Source organism: Lactococcus sp. EKM203L (assembly GCF_011800585.1).
Taxonomy (GTDB): domain Bacteria; phylum Bacillota; class Bacilli; order Lactobacillales; family Streptococcaceae; genus Lactococcus; species Lactococcus lactis.
In genome coordinates this window covers 1-472 of record NZ_JAALEQ010000043.1, presented here as the reverse complement: position 1 = coordinate 472, position 472 = coordinate 1, and the positions used below count along the sequence as shown (strand labels likewise).

Here is a 472-nt window from a genome sequence, read left to right as displayed (position 1 = left end):
TCCCCCTTTTCAAGCCACATTGTAATACAAGAACGAAGTGTTTTGTATTACAATGTGATAGCTTGCAGTATTTATGGCTTTATATGGTCTATTTTGTTATAATGATTGTAACCGAATAGGGCGCAATGCTTATTACAAAATCAATGACAAAGGGCGATTGAGGAATGAGTGCTGGGGCATTTTATCTTTGAGGAGGCTATTTATGGATCAGAAAGAAGTATCACAAAATCAAACAAAGTACATTCAATTTAGATTATCTGAAGAACAATACAATAAGCTGAAAATTTCAGGAGAAACATATGGACTCTCTCCGAATCTTTATGCGAAAAAATTAGCACAAAAATCTCATTTAAAAAAACCTTATCTCGAACATGACCAAGCGAAATCTTTATTATTAGAACTCTCAAAACAAGGAACCAATTTAAATCAAATCGCCAAGAAACTCAATCAATTCGATCGGATGGACAACCAA

1 protein-coding gene is annotated in these 472 nt (G+C 33.7%); it reads left to right on the top strand.

Going from position 1 to position 472, the window contains the following annotated elements; all coding sequences use genetic code 11:
* Positions 1-202 precede the first annotated feature (202 nt).
* Positions 203-472, top strand: a 270-nt coding sequence (mobC, locus tag HFD15_RS14010; RefSeq protein ID WP_167595255.1) for a plasmid mobilization relaxosome protein MobC, incomplete at its 3' end; no start/stop codon positions are given.